An 18771-nucleotide genomic window follows, 5' to 3' on the forward strand; every position below is an offset into this window, starting at 1 on the left:
TCAAATGGCTTCCAACAGCAGCTTGGCCGTAGGCTCGGAGGAGGGCGGGTTCTGCCCGGTGATCAGCTTGCCGTCCTGGCGGGCATAAGGGGTAAACACATCCGCCTTTGAGTAATGAGCGCCACCCTCCTTGAGGGCGTTCTCCACCAGATGAGGTACCACCTCGGTAAGGCCGACCGCCGCTTCCTCGTCGTTGCTGAAGCCGGTGACCTGACGGCCGCGAATGATCGGATTGCCATCGGGATCGCGAGCGTGGATCAGCACGATGGGCGCGTGGCACACGGCGGCCACCGGCTTCTGCTGCGCCCAGAAGGTTTCGACCAGGCGGATCGAATCCGCATCGTCGACCAGATCCCAGAGTGGACCGTGGCCGCCGGGGTAGAAGATGGCGTCGAAATCGTCGGCGCTGACCTCGCTCAGCTTGTGTGTATTGGCCAGCGCCTGCTGGGCCTGATCGTCCTGCTGGAAGCGACGGGTCGCGTCTGTCTGGCTCTCCTCGGCGTCGCTCTTCGGGTCCAGCGGTGGCTTGCCGCCCTTGGGCGAGGCCAGCACCACCTCGGCGCCGGCATCCAGGCAGACGTAGTAGGGAGCCGCCAGCTCCTCCAGCCAGAAGCCGGTGGGCTCGCCGGTATCGCCGAGGCGGTCGTGGGAAGTCAGGACCATCAGAATGCGTGGGCTCATGAGGCTCTCCTTTCTCGATGCCGGTGGCAACCGGGTCCATGGGGGTCGAAAGGCTATACAGGAGCGTAGCGTGTCCACCGCCGCAAGGCCTAATTTCAAGATTCACCCACCCGGGCTCGGTCAGGGCTACTCTATGAGGTGCGTCGTCCGTGACGCCGGGCGGATAGCGATGACGTCACCGGTTGCAGGCCCAAGGTTTTTCTATGGCTGATCAGACAGACACGAAAAACGCACGAACGACCCTGAGTGCTTCCCAATGGACGTGTATTGAGCTCTTCAAGGGGCTCGGGCATGAAAAAGCCGTATCTGGCGAGCTGGAAATCACGATTAACTTTCATCCTGACCGATTGACCTCATCGGGGATTCCTCTGCTGCACGCGATTGCCAAGGACGGTGTGCTCAAGTCCCAGTTCGAAACAGGGACCAGCAATGGGGGGCTGAGCGCTTTTCCGGGTGGTGGGCGATGGGCGTGGGAAAGTCGCGCATTCAAGGGCTCCTACGATAGCTGTGAGCCTTCTGCACGTCCGAAGTATGGCGCCTTGAATTACAAGAAGCTTGGTTCGGGAGGCTCTCCTCGCTTCGGCTCCTCGTATTTCAAGCTCAAGCCGGAGTTGCTGGAGCGGACCACGTTCTGTTACCCGGAAAGCTTTTTTGGGCCCAGGAGCTATGGCGCCGGATGTCGGGTAGGCCACTTGATCGAGATGGCGGATGCCGACGAGACGGATTTGCTTGATAACTATATCGAAGCGCATATTCATGGTGTCATAGCGATACATGAAGATATCCAGGCGTTGGTCCTGGACCCGAGTTACAAGCACACTGAAGTCGAGGAATTGGCCGGGAAGTTACCTTTTGAAACGATGTGGCATTCGGGATTCCGGCTGTCGACCGAAACAATGGCCAGGCACCCTGACTATCGTGGACATGAGATTGTCAGAGTCGGTGAGGAAATCGCCGTCGATGATTGGCTGACTCCGAAAATAATAGGTCAGGCCGTGAATGAACGCATCGAGGATGCTCAAAAGTTGAAGAAAGTATGGCACTACTTGGCCCGCTTCGGAGACCAGAACCTGTAAACGCCGGTGCGTTCGTTCAGGCACGCGCTCGTTCGAACGATCATTGCTATCGAGGCTAGACTGCGAATGGACCTGACACGCAGCCAAGGAGGAGAAACATGTTGCTCGAAGGTTCCTGCCACTGCGGCGCGGTTCGTTTCAGCGTCGAGTCGCCGCATCCTTACCCTTACCAGCGCTGCTACTGTTCGATCTGCCGCAAGACCGCCGGTGGGGGCGGCTACGCCATCAACCTGAGTGGGCTCGCCGAGACACTGCAGGTCGAGGGAGCAGAGCATCAGGGTATTTATCATGCCGTGATCGACGGCCGAAAGAGCTCCGGCGAGCGCCACTTCTGCAAACAGTGCGCCTCGGCGCTATGGGTTTTCGATCCCGACTGGCCCGAGCTGGTACATCCGTTTGCATCGGCCATCGACACCGAACTGCCGGTGCCGCCGGAGCGGGTCCATCTACTGCTGGACAGCAAGGCCGCCTGGGTGGAAGTCGAGACGAAGCAAGGTGACCAGTGCTTCGCCGGCTATCCCGAGGAGAGCATCGCCGAGTGGCATCAGAGCCGGGGGCTGGAAATGCCTTGAGCGTTTCGGTCAGGCAGGCTCACTTTCGCCCCAGGTTGTCGATGGCGCCTTTCCTCAGCACCTTCAGCAGGCCGGTGCGGCACGCTCTGAACAGGGGATAGAGCCGTGCCGTGCGCTCGGGGCTGGCAAACAGCCGATACATCAGGCGATTGAACAGGCCGCTGCGGGTCCCGAGCAGAGTAAGGCGGTGCAGGGCTTCGCTGCCGTGATACCAGCGTTCGCCTACCTGCAGGGCAAAGCCATCGTCCAGGTCGAAGCCCATGGCGGTCAGTTCGCGGCGCGCCTCGCTGTCCTGCCTGGCATCGATCAGTTCGAGTTCGCCCACGTCCCGGCGGACACGCTGCCAGCGCACGTAGCTTCGGCACATGGGGCACTCGCCGTCGTACACCAGGCGAAGCTGGGGCTTCGATATGCTATTATCGCGGGCTTGAGTTTCGAGACCTTTTTTTCCGCTCATGCCGCTTCCCATTGCTTCAAGCGTTCTATTTCCATTCTCGTTACATCGAGCCGTTGTGCAAGAAGCGAAGTCTCTTCACCATGGCGAAGGGAAGATCCCCTGATCGATGAAGGCCTGGGTGCGAGTACGATATCGCTCCGTTGCCCCCTCCGCTTCTTCACCCCGTGCCGTTGATACGATAGGAGCGTAAAAGTCTTCGCTTCTATCGGCGCAGTTACGGCACCAGGCATGCCAACCTACCTGGACCTCGCCATGGCCGGAAAGCCCGACGGTCAAGGCATGGTGAAATCTGGAGAGGGGGTAATCACGATACCACCGTGGCAACGACTCGAGCATATCGGGCAACGCCAGATCGATTTCGTAGAATGTCTGGGTGCGGTAGGAGAACCAGCGCGCCTGCATCGTCTGCGGCGCAGGGAGCGGGGCGCCGAAGCTGTAGGTGCCGCTGTAAGGCGGTTGTTGATCAAAGCCCTCCAGCAAATCGCCGTTAGGTCCGCTCCAGGTGTCATTGAACGTGAGAGTTTCCACCCACACCGGCCAGCCGGCTGGGCCGCCGACAGTCTGGAGCGAGAACTCATGGCTGCGAGTCTCCGACTTGCAGGCAGACACGGAGATGCTAAGCGCAAGAAGCAAGCCAAGACGCAGAAGGCTACTTTGCCAGGAGGCTGGCGCGCATCTGGCGCGGTGAAAATAGGGTGTGGCGTGGGTATTCATGGCGTCGATTCAGCGATCCCATAGGCCTTCGAAGAGAAAGGCGAGTCAATGGTTAACCTTGGCAGGCTAATTAATTAGCTTACGCATTTATTCGCCAATGAAAATGGCGAATGTCTTACAGTGGTAATGGGAAATTTCTGACGAAGGGCGCTAGCCAGCTAAAAAATACTGGTGCAGAAGAAAATGAATCTGGTCTTTATGTATCTTAATATGTGGTTGTGATAAATAATGTGCGCGAGGTGTAATCGTCATGTCTGAAGGTTACAGAACACCACCCAACCAGATCGACATGCAGCGTGCCGAGCGCAAGATCCGTTCTGCGGGAACGCTCGGCTTCGTGCTTTTCGGCATAGCGGTGGGCGTGGCCTATCTGCTCTTGCCTGTGTTCATCGCTTTTCCCGTCGAGCTCGGGGAGCGCCTGGCCTTTGCCGTGCGTGCCGGCGCCGTGGTGCTGTTCTGCGTGCTGGTGGGCGTCGGTCTGGTCTCGACCACCCGCCGGTTTTCGCCTGAGGACATCGGCGGCTCGGCTGCCGGGCCGCCGAGCGAGAGGCTCGCCATCTATGTGGCGTTTTTGCAGAACACCCTGGAGCAAGCGGTCTTGGCGGTCGGGTTCTATGTTGCCTACGCCAGCCTGGTGGCAGGGGCGTGGCTCTCGCTCATTCCTGTCAGCGTGGCGTTCTTCATTGTCGGCCGCGTGCTGTTTCTGCGTGGCTACCGGCAAGGCGTGGAAGGGCGTGCGCTGGGCATGGTGCTGACCATGACCCCTGCCATCGTGGGCTATCCGGTCGTGTTTATCCTAATCTTGACTAACGCAATCAGTACCTGAACTGAAAATTTTCCCCGCCAGGACCTGACAGGAGAGCTTTCATGGACGAATCGAAGCAACGCGAGCTGATCGAGCAGTACATCGCTGCCTATAACGACTTCGACATCGAAGGAATGCTGGCCGTCCTGGCACCGGACGTCGAGTTCGAGAATTACTCGGGCGAGGAGTTGACGGCCTCGGCGAGCGGTATCGAGGAGTTTCGTCTGCTCGCACAGCGGGCCAAGGGGCTCTTCACCGAGCGCTTTCAGCGTGTGACCTCTCTGGTTTTCAGTCAGGACGGCGCTACGGCAGAGATCGATTACCGCGGCCGCCTGGCGCAGGACATTCCCGGCGGGCCGAAGGCGGGAAGCCTGCTCGAACTGAATGGCACTACCGAGTTCACGTTCGGCGGGGAGCGGATCGTCAGAATCGTCGACCGTAGCTAAATTGGCCATCGGCCGCCATGGGAAACCTAAATGGAAGCAAACATCGCCATACGTGAAGAAACAGCTGCCGATATCGATGCCATACACGACCTAACTGTCGCGGCTTTTCGAGAAATGGAACACAGCAGCTATACCGAGCAGTTCATCGTCGCCGAATTACGCGCCGCTGGCGCCTTGGCAGTATCGCTAGTGGCGGAGAGGGAAGGTCGGGTGGTGGGCCATATCGCTTTCTCGCCGGTAAGCGTCTCGGATGACACCACGGGCTGGTATGGCTTGGGGCCGGTTTCCGTACTGCCGGAATACCAGCGGCAGGGTATCGGGAAGGCGCTGATCGAAGAGGGCTTGGCTCGGCTGCAAGCCATAGGCGCCCAAGGCTGCTGTCTCGTCGGCCACCCTGAGTATTACGTCAAGTTCGGGTTCCGTAATGTGCCTGGGCTCGTCTACGAGGGAGTGCCAGCGAAGTATTTCTTCGCTTTGCCCTTCGGCGATCATGTTCCGCAGGGTAGCGTTACCTTCCATGAAGCTTTTCTTGCGGATGGGCAATCATGAAAACCCAGTACTACACCGCAGCCAGTCTCGATGGCTTCATTGCCACGGAAGAGGATTCCCTGGAGTGGTTGTTCACTCTGGGCGACCTGAGCGACTCCAGCTATCCGGCGTTCATCGCCGAGGTGGGGGCGTTGGCCATGGGGGCTTCCACCTACGAGTGGATCCTGCGCAATGCCGATACCGTGGCGGCCGAAACCGGCTCGCCATGGCCCTACACCCAGCCGACCTGGGTGTTCACCCATCGTAACCTGGCGATTCCCGAAGGAGCGGACGTTCGCTTCGTGCAGGGGGAGGTGGGGCCTATCCATGAAGAGATGCGTGCAGCTGCGGGCGGAAAAAACCTCTGGATCGTCGGTGGTGGCGATCTGGCGGGGCAGTTTCACGATGCCGGCCTGCTCGATGAGCTCATCGTCCAGATTGGTTCCGTTACCCTGGGCAAGGGTAAACCGCTATTTCCACGCCGCGTGCTGAGCCCAACCCTGCGCCTCGAATCGGTACGCCAGATGGGTACCGGTATGGTCGAGTTGCGGTATGGGGTGGTCGCAAGGGAGGCATCGCATTGAAGAAAGTCCTGGTGGTTACCGGCGGCAGCCGGGGCATCGGTGCGGCCACCGCCCGCCTGGCCGCGGCCAGAGGCTACGCCGTGTGCATCAACTATCGCCACAACGAGGCGGCAGCGCAGGCCGTAGTCGAGGAGATCGCCCACGCCGGCGGCAAAGCCATTGCCATAGCGGGCGATGTCGGCCACGAGGCCGACGTGATGCGCCTGTTTGCCGAAGTCGACGAGAAGCTCGGACCGGTCACGGCGCTGGTCAACAACGCCGGTATCCTGGAAAGGCAGATGCGAGTGGAGGAGATGGACGCCGCGCGCCTGAACCGGGTACTGACCACCAACGTGATCGGCAGCTTTCTCTGCGCCCGGGAGGCCGTACGGCGGATGTCGACCCGGCACGGCGGGCAGGGCGGGGCGATCGTCAACGTCTCCTCCATCGCCTCGCGGCTCGGCGCGCCGGATGAGTACGTCGATTACGCCGCTGCCAAAGGCGCCATCGACAGCTTCACCATCGGCCTGGCCAAGGAGGTCGCGGGCGAGGGCATCCGTGTCAACGCCGTGCGCCCCGGGGTGATCTACACCGAGATCCATGCCAGCGGGGGCGAGCCCGACAGGGTCGAGCGCGTGAAGGCGGGCGTGCCCATGCAGCGCGGCGGCCAGCCGGAAGAGGTGGCCCGCGCCATCCTCTGGCTGCTCTCCGACGAAGCCTCGTACTCTACCGGCACGCTGTTGGACGTAACTGGCGGAAGATAGCGGTGCGGAGTATCAGGCGGGGAAGGGAGGCAATAGCCGTGCTGTTCAAGAAGGCGTTTCTCGAAAAGATTCGTGATGGCCGCGTGACGTTGGCCTTTCGGCGCTGGCAGCGACCAACCGTAAAGTCAGGAGGTACGCTGCTTACCGCCGTGGGCGAGCTGCCCATCGTGTCGGTGACTCAGGTCGCGCTCGAGGAGATCTCCGAGCAGGATGCGGTGCAGGCTGGCTATGAATCCCGCGAGGCACTGCTGCGCGAACTCTCCCGGCGTAGTGAAGGTGAGTTCTACAAAATCGAGCTGGGTGAGTTGCGCCCCGATCCTCGGATAGCCCTTCGCGAATCGACGGAGCTGACGAATGAGGAAATCCGGGGCTTGCGCGAGCGTTTGCGGCGGCTGGATGAGCGAGCCGCACATGGGCCGTGGACTCGAAAGACGCTGGAAGTGATAGGGAACCGTCCCGGTGTCCGCGCTGGGGAACTGTGCGAGATGATGGATCTGGAGAAGGAAGCCTTCAAGCTCAACGTGCGCAAGCTCAAGAATCTGGGCCTGACAGAGAGCCTGGGCACGGGCTATCGGCTCTCTCCGCGGGGCCGGAGAGTGCTCGAAGCACTGCAACATGAGGACTGCACCATAGTGAGAGAGCCGAGTACGACGACCTGAGAGCGGCCATGCTTTAGCCTAATGTCTATGTTGCTTTCAGCGTTACTCAACGTTAATTTGCGTAAACAAAGCCGCAGAGACGGCTCTGACGAAAAAACACAAGTATGCAGGGAACTACCCGGTAACCAGTTTGCCGGGTAGATTCTTGTTTGCCCTACCGCCAGGCTCCCCACGGCTTCATCCTCCGCCTCACGACGTATCGTCGAGCTTTCCCCCTTGCCGTCGGTTACCGAAAGCACCCGGGCGGTGTGATAGACTGCGCGCCTCGGCCTGCGCCAGCAACACTTCCCCATCGGTAGCCCGTCATGGAAATCAAAGTCAATTTTCTCGAAAATCTCAGGCTTGAAGCCAAGTTTGACGATTTCACCGTCATTACCGACCAGCCCATTCGCTACAAGGGCGACGGCTCGGCACCAAGCCCGTTCGACTACTTCCTGGCGTCTTCCGCGCTGTGTGCGGCCTACTTCGTGCGGGTCTACTGCCTGGCGCGCAACATCCCCACCGAGAACATCCGCCTCTCGCAGAACAACATCGTCGACCCGGAGAACCGCTATAACCAGATCTTCAAGATCCAGGTCGAACTGCCGGAAGACATCTCCGAGAAAGACCGCGAGGGCATCCTGCGTTCCATCGACCGCTGCACCGTCAAGAAGGTGGTGCAGACCGGCCCCGAGTTCCAGATCGAGACGGTGGAGAACCTCGACGAGGACGCCCAGGCCCTGCTGATGGTGCAGCCCGACGAGGCCTCCTACACCTGGATCGAGGGCAAGGACCTGCCGCTGGAACAGACCATCGCCAACATGTCCGCCATGCTGGCGGAGCTGGGCATGAAGATCGAGATCGCCTCCTGGCGCAACATCGTGCCCCACGTGTGGTCGCTGCACATTCGTGATGCCGCCTCGCCGATGTGCTTCACCAACGGCAAGGGCGCCACCAAGGAGAGCGCGCTGTGCTCGGCGCTGGGCGAGTTCATCGAGCGCCTGAGCTGCAACTTCTTCTACAACGACCAGTTCTTCGGCGAAGAGATCGCGGGTAGCGCCTTCGTCCACTATCCCAACGAGGAGTGGTTCAAGCCCGGGCCCAACGACGAGCTGCCCGCAGGCATCCTCGACGACTACACCCGCGAGATCTACGACCCGGAGGGCGAGCTGCGCGGCTCGCACCTGATCGACACCAATTCCGGCAAGCGGGAGCGGGGCATCGTCGCCTTGCCCTTCGTGCGCCAGTCGGACGGCGAGACGGTCTACTTCCCCTCCAACCTGATCGAGAACCTCTACCTCAGCAACGGCATGAGCGCCGGCAACACGCTGCCTGAAGCGCAGGTGCAGTGTCTCTCCGAGATCTTCGAGCGGGCGGTGAAGCGCGAGATCCTCGAACAGGAACTGGCGCTGCCGGACGTGCCCATGGAGGTGCTCGAGCGCTACCCGGGCATCCTCGAAGGCATCCAGGCGCTGGAGGCCCAGGGCTACCCGGTGCTGGTCAAGGACGCCTCGCTGGGCGGCCAGTTCCCGGTCATGTGCGTGACCCTGATGAACCCGCGCACCGGCGGTGTGTTCGCCTCCTTCGGTGCCCACCCCAGCTTCGAGGTGGCACTGGAGCGCAGCCTCACCGAGCTGCTGCAGGGCCGCAGCTTCGAGGGTCTGAACGACTTCCTGCCGCCGACCTTCAATTCCCAGGCCGTCTCCGAACCCAACAACTTCGTCGAGCACTTCATCGACTCCTCGGGGCTGGTCTCCTGGCGCTTCTTCAGTGCCAGGAGCGAGTTCGAGTTCGCCGATTGGGACTTCTCCGGCAGCGGTTCCAACAGTACGGATGAAGAAGCAGCCACGCTGTTCGGCATTCTGGAAGAGCTGGGGCTCGAGGCCTACATGGCCGTGCACGAGGACCTGGGCGCGCCGGTGTGCCGCATCCTGGTGCCGGGCTACTCCGAGGTGTACCCGGTGGAGGACCTGATCTGGGACAACACCAACATGGCGCTGGACTACCGCGAGGACATCCTCAACCTCCACGCCCTGAGCGACGAGCAGCTCGCCGGGCTGCTTGAGCGCCTGGAGGAGAGCCAGCTCGACGAGCACATGGACATCATCACCCTGATCGGTATCGAGTTCGACGAGAACACCGTGTGGGGCCAGCTCACCATCCTTGAGCTGAAGCTGCTGATCCACCTGGCGCTTGGGCAGCACGAAGAGGCCCTGGAGCGGGTCGAGATGTTCCAGCAGTACAACGACAACACCGTGGAGCGCGGGCTGTTCTACCAGGCCATGGCCGCGGTGCTGGAGATCGTGCTCGACGACGAGCTGGAACTCGACGACTACCTGCACAACCTCACCCGCATGTTCGGTGAGAAGACCATGGCCGCGGTGGTCGGCTCTGTCACCGGCGAGGTACGTTTCCATGGCCTCACGCCCACCAACATGCAGCTCGAAGGCCTGGAGAAGCATCAGCGTCTGATCGAGAGCTACAAGAAGCTGCACGCCCACCGCGCCAGGCGCGCAGGGGCGTGCACTCCCACCTGAGCGAAGGCGCTAGGTGCTCCGGGCTCTCAAGGGTTCCGCCTGGCGCAGCACGAAGGCCAGCGCCTCGGCGAAGCCGTCCATCACCGGAAGGCCGTGGCGCCTGGCAAGCTGCGCGCCGCGTCCGGCGAAGGCGCCGGAGCCCAGTACGATGGCTCGAGCCCCCTCCGCGCGGGCTCCCTCGCAGAGGCTCGCCAACCGCGTCTCGGCCAGGGTGGTGCGCGCCGCGGTCTCGCTCACGCCGATGCCGGTGGCCACGACGCGGCAGCGCTCCTTCACGCCGTAGTACTCGCAGAGCGACTCAATGGTGGCCACGGCGCCCTCGAAGGTGGTGATCACCGTGAAGGGGCCGCCGGTGGCGTCCGCGCGGCGAATGCCGGCCTCCGCCAGGCTGATCACCGGGGCGCCGGTCAGAGCGCGGGCCTCGGCGACGGCGATGTCATCGAAGCAGGCGAGGATATAGCCGGCGTAGCCTTGCGCCATGCGGCTTTCGATCAGCGCCATCACGTGGCCGGCGGCGCGGGTCTTGTCCTGCCCGCTTTCCACCGCTCGGGGCCCTTGGTGCGGGCTCTCCGCCTCGATGATCACGCCGGGCGGTGCCTGGGCCTGCAGCACCTCCCGCACTCGCTGGGTGACGGTCGGGTTGGTGTTGGGGTTGATGGCCAGCACGCGAACGGGGGCCGGCGGAGTGGCGTCTCCAGGGTAATGGGTCATCGATCAGCGCCCCGCCAACAGGTCGGGGAGCCACATCACGATCTGAGGCCAGACCATGATGGCCAGCGTGAACAGCGCCATGATCGCCACGAAGGGCAGCGAGCCCCAAATCACGTCGTTGAAGCTGCCGCCATCCTTGCGCACCCCCTGCACCACGAAGAGGTTCATGCCCACCGGCGGCGTGATCAAGGCGATCTCGCACATCAGCACGATGAAGATGCCGAACCAGATGGGGTCCACGCCAACGGCCATCACCATCGGCACGGTGATCGGCACCGTCAGCACCAGCATCGACATGGCATCCATGAAGGTGCCGAGCACTACGTAGAAGAGCAGCAGCACCAGCAGCAGGCCCACCTGGGTGAGACCGAAGCTCGCCACCCACTGGGTCAGCGCCTGGGTCACCCCCAGCATCGAGAGGGTCACGTTGAGCAGCAGCGCGCACATCAGCACGATGATCACCATGCCGGTGGTCTTGGCGGCGTGCAGCGAGCAGTGAATCAAGAGGTCGAGGCTCAGTTTGCCCCCGCCCACGATGAAGGCCAGGGCGATCATCACCCCGATGGCCGCGGATTCGGTGGGCGTTGCGACCCCGCCGTAGATGCTGCCCATCACTACCCCGAAGATGACGAAGGGCGGCACCAAGTGGCGCGAGAGGGCAAGCTTCTCTCGCAGCGGCAGGTTGACTTCCACCATGGCGCTGCTGCCCGCCTTGCCGTGGGCGATGAAAAGGTAGACGGAGAAGAGCAGGGCCAGGGTAAGGCCCGGGATCAGCCCGGCGGCGAACAGCTGACTGACCGAGGTATTGGCCAGTTGGCCGTAGACCAGCAGGTTGATGCTGGGGGGAATCAGGATGCCCAGAGTGCCCCCGGCAGCCAGAGAGCCAAGCGAGGGGCGCACCGGATAGCGGTATTTCTGCAGCGCCGGCAGCGAGATGGTGCCCACGGTGGCGGCGGTAGCCACCGACGAGCCCGAGGTGGCGGAGAAGAGCGTGCAGGTGGCGATGTTGGTGTGCAGCAGCCCGCCCGGCAGGCGGTTGAACCACACCGAGAGCGCTGCGTACATCCGGTCGGCAATGCCGCCGCGCAGCAGCAGTTCGCCGAGCAGCATGAACAGCGGAATCGCCAGCATGGAGGGACTGTTCAGGCTGCTCCAAACCACGCCGCCCATCATGTCCACCAGGGGGAATCCGTGCATCAGGTAGCCGCCGATCACGCCGACGAAGAGGATGGCCACGGCCACCGGGATGCTCAGCAGCATCAGGCCGAGCATGATGAAGAACGCCGTGGCGATCAGGGGAATGCTCATGACTGGCCTCCTTTGCGCGCCGGGTCGCCGGTAGGGGATTCATCCGCCTGCGGCTCGTCGAGCAGCGGCTCGTCCGATTGCTGTTCGCGCTGCTTGAGGTCCTCGAGCTCCGCTGCCAGCTCGTCCTGGGTCGAACTCGGCCCGAAGCGGCGGTTGAGCGCCTTCCAGTCGCCCTTCGCCAGCAGCCCCATGGCCTGCGCGGTGAGCACCGCGGCGGCCAGGGTGAAGGCGACCATGGCGATCAGCCACACGGTCTGCGGGTAGATCAACGGCGTGGCCCGCGGCGTCTGGGCGATGGAGCCGTAGAGCCGGGTGTCCTGGACAGTCTGGATGGTGAAATAGAGCAGAAAGGCTGCAAGCAGCCCGAGGGTCAGGGCGGCCAGGGCGTTGAGCACCGCCTGCACCCTGAAGGGCAGGCGCATGTGCACCAGGTTGATGCGGATATGGGACTGCTCGACCATGGCCACGCAGAACGCCAGCGGGGCGGCGATGGCAATGGCATAGCCACCCAGCTCGTCGACCCCGCCGAGCGACATCGAGAAGGCCTTGCGGATCACGGTTTCCACCGTGATCAGCAGGGCGAGCAGCAGCATCATGGCGCCAAACAGCATGCCGAGAATGCGAGCATAGATCGTCATCGTCGCCTCCCGGGCTCAGAGGCCGAGCTTCTGGCCGACGGTATCGCGCCACACGTCCTCGCAGTCCGCAGCGGCGGCATTGCACTGGCGAGCCCAGATCGGCAGGGAGACCTCTTCCACTGCGGCGGCCACCTTGGCCAGGTCCTCCTCGGTCACCGGCACTTCGGTGAGGGAGTAGAGGGTGCCGTACTCGCAGGGTGTCTCGCCGGCGTTGCAGCGCATGGCGTCTTCATAGAGCTCCTCGGAGTAGGTCCAGATCTCGTCGCTCAGCTCGGCGATGGCCGACTCGAGCTGGGTCTGCTGCTCCTCGGTCATGCTGTTCCAGGTATCGAGGTTGATGGCGTAGCCGTTGATGGCCAGCTGCAAGGCGATGGGCAGTACCGTGGTGGTGGCTTCCGGCCAGCCGCCGGAGTTGGCCGAGGCAGGGCCGGTAATGGCACAGTCGATCACGCCGCGGGAGAGCGACTGCTGGACGTCGCCGAAGGGCATCGAGATGCCGGTGGCGCCGAGCTGGCCGACGAAGTTGGCCGCGCTCTGGTCGCCCACGCGCACGCGCTTGCCGCGCAGGTCATCCAGGCCGCCGATCTCGCCGCGGCAGAAGATTACCTGGGGGCCGGCGGGCCAGGTGCCCAAGAGCTTGGCGTTGAAGCGCTCCTGCAGGCGGTTGTCCACGTAATCGTAGAAGGCGGCGACGTGCTCACGGCCGGCCTCGAAGCTGGTATTGAGCCCGATCAGGTCGAGCCCGAGGATGGAGGGCTCATCGCGACTCACCTGGGGGCCGCGCAGGGAGACGATATCGAAGAGACCGGAACGTAGCACGCGCAGGCCGTCGGTGTCGGGAACCCCCGCCACGTCCACCGGCAGGTACTGCACGGTGATATCCAGACCGGTGTTTTCCGCCAGGTTGGTGAAGAAGGGCTGCTCCTTCTGCTGGGCGATCAGACCGGAGCCGGCGGGCTGGCCCAGCACCTGGATCGACAGCGCGCTGGCCTGGGCGGCGGAGGCCATCAGGGCGGCGGAGACGGCGGTTACCAGAGCGTTACGTTTCAGCATGGTCTTGGTCCTGTCATCGGTGGCACCTTGGGAGGGAGTACGGCTCCGCTGGGCGCCAGGTGGCGGTGTCGGCCCGCCGCGTTCAGGCGGCGGCAGTCGCCTTGAGTGATCCAAGTTTCATGCCATCGCATTCAAGAAACTGTAGTTTCATAACGAAAACAGCCAATTACTTCAGAATCGCCTATTAGTCCGCCGCGCGGGTGTTTCTTTTTTTGCCCGGAAAGTGTGCAGATTGGTAGCGCCATGCGCCAGGATGGTGCCGGCTTCCTACAGTTCTTCGAGCTTATCGTTCAGCGTCTCGATACGGCGCAGGCGGCGGCGCGAGTCGTCACCGGCAAGCTCGATGGTGCGCATGGCCAGCAGGTGGCAGAGCGCCATGACGGCGGTGTGGTTGAACAGCGGCCCGGCGGCAAGGGTGCAGCAGCGGAAGTGCCAGGTGACGCTGGGGTCCGGGGCTAGTCCCTCATCGGTGATATAGAGCACCCGGGCGCCGCTCTCACGGGCTTCGGCCAGCACCTGCTCGGTGATCGCCACCCGGCGACGCAGGCCGATGACGATCACGCAGTCCTCCGGGCGCACGCTGACCAGGTGCTCGCCCAGGGTCTCGCCGCCGCCGGGCAGGCTGACCACCTGCTCCACCACCTGGGTGAGCTGCCAGCGCAGATAGTCGGCGAAAGGGTGGCTGGCGCGAAAGCCAATGACCCAGGTCTTGCGGGCGTCGAGGATGGCCCGGGCCACGGCGTCCACCTGCGCCTGGGTGATCGCCGAGAAGGTCCGGTCGAGGTTGTCCTTGCCCTGGTCGAGATTGAGCGCCAGAGAGCGCTCGCCCGGCTCCAGGGCCGCGCTCTGCAGGAAGAGGCGCGAGCCGGTGGTCTGCTCCTCGCGGGCGTGCTTGCGCGCCGCCTCGTAGCTCTCGTAGCCGAGCCGGCGTACGAAGCGCGACACCGTCGCCTTGGAGACCCCGGCAAACTTTGCCAGCTCCTGGGCATCGTAGCTGGCGATTTCACCGGGGAAATCGCATACGAACTCGCCCAGCCGGCGCTCGGCCGGGTGCAGAGAGGGCAGGGCGCTGCGCACTCGGGCGAGGAAGGAACGCGTCTGCGAGGATCTGGCCATGCCGACTCCTGAAACTGTGGTTTCAGACATCATGTCCGGTGAGCAACGGTGCCGCAACCATCGGACCGCGGGCCTGGCGGTGAAAGCTAGCAAAAGCCATGACTGGAGCACACAAGCGCCCCGGGTCAGTTCATACTGGCTCAGGGCGCTGCGTTTGGTGTCACTGGAGCGATACAACAATGGGGCTATCCAATGGACAAGGTGGCGATATTCGTGGACGTCCAGAACGTCTACTACACGGTGCGCCAAGCGTATAAGCGCAATTTCGATTACAACAAGTTCTGGGCCGAAGTCACTGCCGGCAGGGAAGTCGTCAAGGCCATCGCCTATGCCATCGACAGGGGCGACCGGAAGCAGCAGGAGTTTCAGAACATCCTTCGCGCCATCGGCTTCGAGGTGAAGCTGAAGCCCTACATTCAAAGGGCGGACGGTTCCGCCAAAGGCGATTGGGACGTCGGCATTACCCTCGATGCCATCGAGTACGCCGAGCAGGCGGACGTCATCGTGCTGGTTTCGGGCGACGGCGATTTCGCCCTGCTGGTCGACAAGATCCGACAAGTCCATGGGAAGGTGGTGGAGGTCTATGGCGTACCGCAGTTGACGGCTAACTCACTGATGAGCGCCGCCAACGAGTTCAAGCCCATCGATGAGAGGCTCCTGCTGTCATAGAGGGGGCCGTGCTGGCCGGTGGGATGTCGAATCCCATGCGGATAGTTCGACTACTGGCAGATACGCACTCAACGGAGGCCACGATGAGCCAGCTACGCGTTTTCTGCTTCAGTATCTCGCTGGACGGCTTTGCCGCCGGCCCCGAGCAGAGCCTGGAAAATCCGATGGGTATCAACGGTCTGGAGAATCAGGACTGGCAGTTTGCGACCGCGACTTTCCAGCGAAGAGTGCTGGGCCAGACGGGCGGAGAAACCGGCCCCGACGACGATTTCGTAACCCGCGGCTTCGAGAATGTCGGCGCCTGGATCATGGGCCGCAACATGTTCGGTCCCGTACGCGGCCCCTGGCCGGATGAGGGCTGGAAGGGGTGGTGGGGCGACAACCCGCCGTTTCACATGCCGGTCTTCGTATTGACCCATCATCCTCGCGATCCCGTCGAGATGCCGGATGGCACGACGTTCTACTTCGTCACCCAAGGCATTCATGCAGCTCTGGAGCGCGCCCGCGAAGCCGCAGGAGATAAGGACGTACGCCTGGGAGGCGGTATAGCGACCGTGCAGCAGTACCTGCGTGCGCAGCTCGTCGATGAGCTTCACCTTGCCGTCACCCCGGTACTGCTCGGCGCCGGGGAGCACCTGTTCACCGGACTCGACATGCGCGCGCTCGGCTATCGCTGCGCAGAGCGGGTAGCAACGGAAAAGGTGGCCCATATGGTACTCAGGAAAAGCGCAGCAAGAGCGAACTGATATCCATCATGACACGTTCGCATTGACGTACGTACCGGAAGGCGTACACTGCTGAATAATGTAGTAGTGAATGCAAAGGTGCGTCATGACCGGAATTACCGCTACGGAAGCTCGCAGCAACCTGTACCGGTTGATAGATGAAACTGCCGAGTCTCACCAGCCGATCGTCATCATGGGCAAACGGAACAAGGCCGTGTTGGTTTCAGAAGAAGATTGGGCTGCCATACAAGAAACGCTGTACCTGCTCTCGGTTCCCGGCATGCGGGAGTCCATCCGCGAGGGGATGGAGACACCCGTCGATGAGTGTGATGGGGAGCTGGACTGGTGACATGGAGATTGGTCTACACCAAGCAGGCTCAGAAGGATGCAAGAAAACTGGCCGCTAGCGGCCTGAAGCCCAAGGCTCAGGAGCTGTTGGAACTGATTTCGCAAGATCCCTACCGCAAACCGCCACCCTTTGAAAAACTCGTCGGTGATCTGGCGGGTGCCTACTCACGGCGGATCAATATCCAGCATCGCTTGGTTTACCAAGTGCTCGAAGGCGAGCGCATCGTGAAGGTGCTCAGGCTCTGGAGCCACTACGAGTAAGATCCCGAGAAGAGGGGCTACCAGCTTTCTCGATAATTAAAACTATCGCCTCCATTAATGGCATTTCTAGTCTGCTGCCACCCACTTTGTGGCACACTGAGTCATGAAAAGGTTCGATCCGGCACGGACGCGCATACCAGCCTAGTGGAGCCCACGCGCCATGAGTGACGATGCCGCGCCGTTGAGCGTAGACACCGCCGTCTACAAAACACTGCTGGAGTCTACCCAGGCCATCCCTTGGAGAATCGACCTGGAGACCATGCGTTTCTCCTACATTGGGCCGCAGGTCGAGCGCCTGCTGGGATGGTCGCCGCGCAGTTGGGTCAGCGTCGACGACTGGGTCGAGCGCATGCACCCTGAGGATCGCGAGCGGGTGGTTGGCTTCTGTATCGAACAGTCCAGGAATGGGATCGATCATGAGGCGGATTACCGCGCCCTGAAGGCCGACGGCAGCTACGTGTGGATTCGTGACGTCGTGCACGTAGTACGCAACGGTGCCGGCGAAGGCGAAGCGCTGGTCGGCTTCATGTTCGACATCAGCGAGCGCAAGAAGAGCGAAGAGAAGCTGATGCAGCTGCAACGGGAGCTCGAGGAGCTCTCGTATCAGGACGGCCTCACCGGTGTTGCCAACCGACGCCTGCTCGACTCCGTGCTGGAGTCGGAGTGGGCCAGTGCCAAGCGAGCCGGCCAGCCTCTCTCGTTCATCATGCTCGATATCGACTGTTTCAAGCTCTACAACGACTACTACGGCCATCTCGCCGGCGACGACTGCCTGCGCCGGGTTGCGCAAATCGTAAGTACCGCTGCCGCGCGGCCTCGCGACTTGCTGGCACGCTTCGGCGGCGAAGAGTTCGCTCTCGTATTGCCGGAAACGGACCTGGAAGCCGCCTGTCAGGTGGCAGAGCGCTGTCGAGCTGCCCTGGCTGATGCAGCCATCCCGCATCGCGCTTCCGACGTCTCACACCTCGTTACCGTCAGCATGGGCGTGGCAACCGCTACCCCGGCGGAAGGGGGGATCCCGGCCAGCCTGATCGAACAGGCGGATCGGCGGCTCTATCAGGCCAAGCAGAGCGGGCGGGACCGTATCGTTGGGGCGTGATTGACCTGTCTCAGGAGATGGAGTTGGCGCCAGCCTCCCTTGGTGATGTACGGTCAGAGTTAACCTGAGTTAATGAGCGGTGAGGGGTTGTGAGCGCGGCAAAGGAAATTCTCGAGCGGCTGGCGGGCTGCCCACTTCCTGAGTGGCATCTCGTCGAGCCTTCACTTCGGCGCAAGACACTAGAGTCGGGCGAAACCCTTTTTCTATCTGGCATGGCGCGCCCCTACGTTTACTTCGTCGAGACTGGGATCATCAAGATGATCTACGAAACCTGCGACGGCGATGCCTGGGTCAAGGCATTCGCTGCCGAAGACAGGTTCTTCGCCAGTCTTGCCGCCCTTTTGCCTGGTGGTGTCACCAGCTTCAGCGCCGTTGCCGCTTGCCCGGCTTCGGTCGAATCGTTGCCATACCACCTGCTGGATCAGCTAGGCGACAAACATCCACAATGGCAGCGTGCCCTCCGGAAAGGCTTCGAGCTCTATGGCTTTCGCAAAGAGGCGCGTGAGCGCGACCTGCTCACACTCTCCGCGGAGGAGCGCTATCAGCGTTTCATCGAAGAGTACCCGCACATCGCCGAGCGAGTGACGGATCGGGACATAGCAGGCTACGTTAGAGTCACGCCCGTTGCCCTCAGCCGAATCAAGGCACGCATCAAGCTTCGGCAGATGGAGGAGAAGGATGCATCCTGACATCCTCGACTACAACCAGGAGTTATTGTCAAATCCTGTGTATGGCAGGTCAGGCGGCAGTCCTGTCTGACTGATCGGTCAAGGGTTCGCCGTCCTTGAACTGGACGTTGTTCACGACCAGCTCCAGCTTGTTGAACCCCTTGATCCGCTTCCAGCGCTTCTGGGCGCTCTGAAGCAGCTTGAAGACCATCGCCAGGGTCGTCGCTCTGGAGCCGCAGTTCCGGCTGCGCTTGCTCCGCAGGCGGACCGTGGCGAAGGTCGATTCGATCGGGTTGGTGGTGCGGATATGCACCCAGTGTTCTGCCGGGTAGTCATAGAACGCCAGCAGCTCCTCCCGATCCTTGGCCAGGCACTCCATGGCTCTGGGGTACTT

The 18771-nt window shown here is 62.2% G+C and carries 24 protein-coding genes; 15 read left to right on the forward strand and 9 right to left on the reverse strand.

The features are described 5' to 3' along the window. Window positions 1-681 (reverse strand): type 1 glutamine amidotransferase domain-containing protein, encoded by a 681-nt coding sequence (locus tag C4S71_RS09125; protein WP_086510363.1) that lies wholly within the window; start codon window positions 679-681, stop codon window positions 1-3. Window positions 682-884: 203 nt separating this feature from the next. Here C4S71_RS09125 and C4S71_RS09130 point away from each other — a divergent pair, with 203 nt between their 5' ends. Together C4S71_RS09130 and C4S71_RS09135 are read left to right on the forward strand one after the other, a co-directional pair. Continuing rightward, window positions 885-1757 (forward strand): DUF3626 domain-containing protein, encoded by an 873-nt coding sequence (locus C4S71_RS09130; RefSeq protein ID WP_103968925.1) that lies wholly within the window; start codon window positions 885-887, stop codon window positions 1755-1757. Between the two features lie 98 nt (window positions 1758-1855). After that, window positions 1856-2329: a GFA family protein gene (locus C4S71_RS09135; RefSeq protein ID WP_103968926.1), complete on the forward strand. Its 474-nt coding sequence runs from the start codon at window positions 1856-1858 to the stop codon at window positions 2327-2329. A 19-nt stretch (window positions 2330-2348) separates the two neighbouring features. On the opposite strand, the gene C4S71_RS09140 is transcribed toward C4S71_RS09135, so the two are convergent. Both C4S71_RS09140 and C4S71_RS09145 read right to left on the reverse strand, forming a co-directional pair. After that, complete coding sequence (locus C4S71_RS09140) at window positions 2349-2798, reverse strand: DCC1-like thiol-disulfide oxidoreductase family protein (RefSeq protein ID WP_307718941.1); 450 nt, start codon at window positions 2796-2798, stop codon at window positions 2349-2351. A gap of 63 nt (window positions 2799-2861) precedes the next feature. After that, a complete protein-coding gene (locus tag C4S71_RS09145) occupies window positions 2862-3500 on the reverse strand; it encodes a DUF2931 family protein (RefSeq protein ID WP_103968927.1) in 639 nt (212 codons plus the stop codon). Between the two features lie 250 nt (window positions 3501-3750). On the opposite strand from C4S71_RS09145, the gene C4S71_RS09150 reads away from it, so the two are divergent. From C4S71_RS09150 to C4S71_RS09180, 7 genes are all read left to right on the forward strand, one after another. Then, window positions 3751-4326, forward strand: coding sequence for an MAPEG family protein (locus C4S71_RS09150; RefSeq protein WP_146064595.1), 576 nt, complete (start codon window positions 3751-3753; stop codon window positions 4324-4326). A gap of 41 nt (window positions 4327-4367) precedes the next feature. Next, window positions 4368-4751 carry a nuclear transport factor 2 family protein gene (locus tag C4S71_RS09155; protein WP_103968929.1) on the forward strand — a complete coding sequence of 128 codons (384 nt, stop codon included), beginning with the start codon at window positions 4368-4370 and terminating at the stop codon, window positions 4749-4751. Window positions 4752-4781: 30 nt separating this feature from the next. After that, a complete protein-coding gene (locus tag C4S71_RS09160) occupies window positions 4782-5300 on the forward strand; it encodes a GNAT family N-acetyltransferase (protein ID WP_086510370.1) in 519 nt (172 codons plus the stop codon). Beyond that, window positions 5297-5863, forward strand: a complete 567-nt coding sequence (locus tag C4S71_RS09165) for a dihydrofolate reductase family protein (RefSeq protein WP_103968930.1) — start codon at window positions 5297-5299, stop codon at window positions 5861-5863. The genes C4S71_RS09160 and C4S71_RS09165 overlap by 4 nt, the downstream gene beginning before the upstream one ends. Next, entirely contained in the window at window positions 5860-6606 is a 747-nt protein-coding gene (locus tag C4S71_RS09170) for an SDR family oxidoreductase (RefSeq protein ID WP_200825264.1), read from the forward strand. The genes C4S71_RS09165 and C4S71_RS09170 overlap by 4 nt, the downstream gene beginning before the upstream one ends. Before the next feature lie 38 nt (window positions 6607-6644). Next, window positions 6645-7265, forward strand: a complete 621-nt coding sequence (locus tag C4S71_RS09175; protein ID WP_103968932.1) for an ASCH domain-containing protein — start codon at window positions 6645-6647, stop codon at window positions 7263-7265. 305 nt (window positions 7266-7570) lie between these two features. Then, the gene (locus tag C4S71_RS09180) at window positions 7571-9781 is read left to right on the forward strand and encodes an OsmC domain/YcaO domain-containing protein (protein WP_103968933.1); all 2211 of its coding nucleotides are present in this window, start codon (window positions 7571-7573) and stop codon (window positions 9779-9781) included. A 9-nt stretch (window positions 9782-9790) separates the two neighbouring features. On the opposite strand, the gene C4S71_RS09185 is transcribed toward C4S71_RS09180, so the two are convergent. The 5 genes from C4S71_RS09185 to C4S71_RS09205 all read right to left on the reverse strand — a co-directional run bounded on the left by C4S71_RS09185 (window position 9791) and on the right by C4S71_RS09205 (window position 14607). After that, window positions 9791-10492 carry an aspartate/glutamate racemase family protein gene (locus tag C4S71_RS09185; protein ID WP_103968934.1) on the reverse strand — a complete coding sequence of 234 codons (702 nt, stop codon included), beginning with the start codon at window positions 10490-10492 and terminating at the stop codon, window positions 9791-9793. Window positions 10493-10495: 3 nt separating this feature from the next. Further along, window positions 10496-11800: a TRAP transporter large permease gene (locus tag C4S71_RS09190; RefSeq protein ID WP_086510375.1), complete on the reverse strand. Its 1305-nt coding sequence runs from the start codon at window positions 11798-11800 to the stop codon at window positions 10496-10498. Further along, a complete protein-coding gene (locus tag C4S71_RS09195; protein ID WP_086510376.1) occupies window positions 11797-12438 on the reverse strand; it encodes a TRAP transporter small permease in 642 nt (213 codons plus the stop codon). The genes C4S71_RS09190 and C4S71_RS09195 overlap by 4 nt, the downstream gene beginning before the upstream one ends. Window positions 12439-12453: 15 nt before the next feature. Continuing rightward, window positions 12454-13491 carry a TRAP transporter substrate-binding protein gene (locus C4S71_RS09200; protein ID WP_103968935.1) on the reverse strand — a complete coding sequence of 346 codons (1038 nt, stop codon included), beginning with the start codon at window positions 13489-13491 and terminating at the stop codon, window positions 12454-12456. Between the two features lie 267 nt (window positions 13492-13758). Further along, complete coding sequence (locus C4S71_RS09205; RefSeq protein ID WP_086510378.1) at window positions 13759-14607, reverse strand: MurR/RpiR family transcriptional regulator; 849 nt, start codon at window positions 14605-14607, stop codon at window positions 13759-13761. A gap of 192 nt (window positions 14608-14799) precedes the next feature. Between C4S71_RS09205 and C4S71_RS09210 the strand changes: the two genes are divergently transcribed. The 6 genes from C4S71_RS09210 (at window position 14800) to C4S71_RS09235 (ending at window position 18398) form a co-directional block, all read left to right on the forward strand. Then, entirely contained in the window at window positions 14800-15276 is a 477-nt protein-coding gene (locus C4S71_RS09210) for a LabA-like NYN domain-containing protein (RefSeq protein WP_103968936.1), read from the forward strand. A gap of 83 nt (window positions 15277-15359) precedes the next feature. Further along, on the forward strand, window positions 15360-16022 hold the full coding sequence (locus C4S71_RS09215) for a dihydrofolate reductase family protein (protein WP_103968937.1): 663 nt from the start codon (window positions 15360-15362) through the stop codon (window positions 16020-16022). Window positions 16023-16107: 85 nt separating this feature from the next. After that, window positions 16108-16350 carry a type II toxin-antitoxin system Phd/YefM family antitoxin gene (locus tag C4S71_RS09220; RefSeq protein ID WP_103968938.1) on the forward strand — a complete coding sequence of 81 codons (243 nt, stop codon included), beginning with the start codon at window positions 16108-16110 and terminating at the stop codon, window positions 16348-16350. Continuing rightward, on the forward strand, window positions 16347-16610 hold the full coding sequence (locus C4S71_RS09225) for a Txe/YoeB family addiction module toxin (RefSeq protein WP_103968939.1): 264 nt from the start codon (window positions 16347-16349) through the stop codon (window positions 16608-16610). The genes C4S71_RS09220 and C4S71_RS09225 overlap by 4 nt, the downstream gene beginning before the upstream one ends. Window positions 16611-16770: 160 nt before the next feature. Next, entirely contained in the window at window positions 16771-17709 is a 939-nt protein-coding gene (locus C4S71_RS09230) for a sensor domain-containing diguanylate cyclase (RefSeq protein WP_103968940.1), read from the forward strand. 89 nt (window positions 17710-17798) lie between these two features. Beyond that, a complete protein-coding gene (locus tag C4S71_RS09235) occupies window positions 17799-18398 on the forward strand; it encodes a Crp/Fnr family transcriptional regulator (protein ID WP_086510381.1) in 600 nt (199 codons plus the stop codon). A gap of 49 nt (window positions 18399-18447) precedes the next feature. Here C4S71_RS09235 and C4S71_RS09240 read toward each other — a convergent pair. Beyond that, a partial coding sequence (locus C4S71_RS09240; RefSeq protein WP_200825265.1) for a transposase occupies window positions 18448-18771 on the reverse strand: 324 nt, incomplete at its 5' end.

Source organism: Billgrantia desiderata (assembly GCF_900108215.1).
Classification (GTDB): Bacteria; Pseudomonadota; Gammaproteobacteria; order Pseudomonadales; family Halomonadaceae; genus Halomonas; species Halomonas desiderata.